Source organism: Limnomicrobium aquaticum, from assembly GCF_040545545.1.
GTDB lineage: Bacteria > Pseudomonadota > Alphaproteobacteria > Rhizobiales > Rhizobiaceae > Ensifer_A > Ensifer_A aquaticum.
In genome coordinates, this window is sequence record NZ_JBEPMB010000022.1 from 1 (window position 1) to 2,500 (window position 2,500).

Annotated in this window: 1 tRNA gene and 2 rRNA genes (1 of these 3 cut by a window edge); all 3 read right to left on the reverse strand. The window is 53.9% G+C overall.

From position 1 onward, the window contains the following. Nucleotides 1-210: 210 nt before the first annotated feature. Nucleotides 211-287: transfer RNA gene (locus ABID16_RS23480), tRNA-Met, on the reverse strand. Nucleotides 288-439: 152 nt separating this feature from the next. Next, a 5S ribosomal RNA gene (rrf, locus tag ABID16_RS23485) occupies nt 440-554 on the reverse strand. Nucleotides 555-686: 132 nt separating this feature from the next. Then, nucleotides 687-2,500 (reverse strand): 23S ribosomal RNA (locus ABID16_RS23490) (it continues 1,070 nt past the right edge of the window).

The window sequence follows — 2,500 nt, forward strand, 5'->3', positions numbered from 1 at the left end:
CCATCCACGGCCGGATTGCTTCGATCCTCGCTGCGGTGGAGGCGACAACAATCCTGGAGCGTCAGTTCGAGCTTCGGAAGCAACACGCATATATCGAGGGAATTGAGTCCGGTCGTCTGAACACGGAGCAGAAACAAAAAGAGTTCCTCGACGCATGCGCGGAGGAACTCTCTGTTCGGCGACTTGCTTGGGGTAATTTACAAGTCTCAGTGGTTGCGGGGGCAGGATTTGAACCTGCGGCCTTCAGGTTATGAGCCTGACGAGCTACCGGGCTGCTCCACCCCGCGTTAAGGCTGCGACCTGGATTGCTATCCAGGGAATCAGGTATTTTGAGGTCTTGAGGCCTCAAAAGACAAACGCCGCGGAAGCGGCGTGGTGTTTCCCCGTCGTTGCGGGGCGTTTTGCGATAGAGAAGATTTCAACGAGTTGCATTTTATAGACCTGGCAGCGACCTACTCTCCCGCGTCTTGAGACGAAGTACCATTGGCGCTGGGGCGTTTCACGGCCGTGTTCGGAAAGGGAACGGGTGCAGCCACCCCGCAATAACCACCAGGTCAATAAAAGGCAACAAGTTGTTTCGAGAAGCTGGATTTTAAGTTTTGACGCACCGTCCGCAGGGCCATTGGCCCGTGAGGACAAAACATCTCTGAAGCCAAAGGCTTCAAGATGCGCATTGATCAATGAGAACGATCAAGCCTATCGAGCTATTAGTACTGGTAAGCTTCACATGTTACCATGCTTCCACACCCAGCCTATCAACGTGGTCGTCTTCCACGGCTCTCAGGGAATACTCGTTTCGAGGTGGGTTTCCCGCTTAGATGCCTTCAGCGGTTATCCCTTCCATATATAGCTACCCTGCTATGCCCTTGGCAGGACAACAGGTCCACCAGAGATATGTCCATCCCGGTCCTCTCGTACTAGGGACAGATCCTCTCAATATTCCTACACCCACGGCAGATAGGGACCGAACTGTCTCACGACGTTCTGAACCCAGCTCACGTACCGCTTTAATTGGCGAACAGCCAAACCCTTGGGACCTGCTCCAGCCCCAGGATGCGATGAGCCGACATCGAGGTGCCAAACAACCCCGTCGATATGGACTCTTGGGGGTCATCAGCCTGTTATCCCCGGCGTACCTTTTATCCGTTGAGCGATGGCCCTTCCACGCGGGACCACCGGATCACTATGACCGACTTTCGTCTCTGCTCGACTTGTCAGTCTCGCAGTCAGGCGGGCTTATGCCATTGCACTCGACGACCGATTTCCGACCGGTCTGAGCCCACCATCGCGCGCCTCCGTTACTCTTTCGGAGGCGACCGCCCCAGTCAAACTACCCACCATACACTGTCCCGGGCCCGGATAACGGGTCGCGGTTAGACATCCACGAAGATAAGGGTGGTATTTCAAGGATGGCTCCACAAGAACTGGCGTCCCTGCTTCAAAGCCTACCACCTATCCTACACATGCCTTGGCGAATGCCAGTGTAAAGCTATAGTAAAGGTGCACGGGGTCTTTCCGTCTAACCGCAGGAACCCCGCATCTTCACGGGGAATTCAATTTCACTGAGTCTATGTTGGAGACAGCGGGGAAGTCGTTACGCCATTCGTGCAGGTCGGAACTTACCCGACAAGGAATTTCGCTACCTTAGGACCGTTATAGTTACGGCCGCCGTTTACTGGGGCTTCGATTCAAAGCTTGCACCTCTCCTCTTAACCTTCCAGCACCGGGCAGGCGTCAGACCCTATACGTCGTCTTGCGACTTCGCAGAGCCCTGTGTTTTTGATAAACAGTCGCTACCCCCTGGTCTGTGCCACCCCATCATACTTGCGTACAAAGGGGTCACGCTTCTTCCGAAGTTACGCGTGCAATTTGCCGAGTTCCTTCAACATAGTTCTCTCAAGCGCCTTGGTATACTCTACCTGACCACCTGTGTCGGTTTCGGGTACGGTCTATACGGTGGAGCTATTTCCTGGAACCTCTTCACCGCACTCTCAATCCAATAAGAAAGTACGATTTACGAGATCCGTCACTACCACCAGGCCCACGAATATTAACGTGGTTCCCATCGACTACGCGTTTCCGCCTCGTCTTAGGGGCCGGCTAACCCTGCTCAGATTAACTTTAAGCAGGAACCCTTGGTCTTTCGGCGAGGGAGTCTCTCACTCCCTTTATCGTTACTCATGTCAACATTCGCACTTCCGATACCTCCAGGAGCCCTCACGGGTCTCCCTTCACAGGCTTACGGAACGCTCCGCTACCACGTGCAGTAAACTGCACATCCTCAGCTTCGGTGCATGGCTTTAGCCCCGTTACATTTTCGGCGCAAAGACCCTTATTTAGACCAGTGAGCTGTTACGCTTTCTTTAAATGATGGCTGCTTCTAAGCCAACATCCTGGTTGTTTTGGGATCCTCACATCCTTTCCCACTTAGCCATGACTTGGGGACCTTAGCTGGAGGTCAGGGTTGTTGCCCTTTTCACGACGGACGTTAGCACCCGCC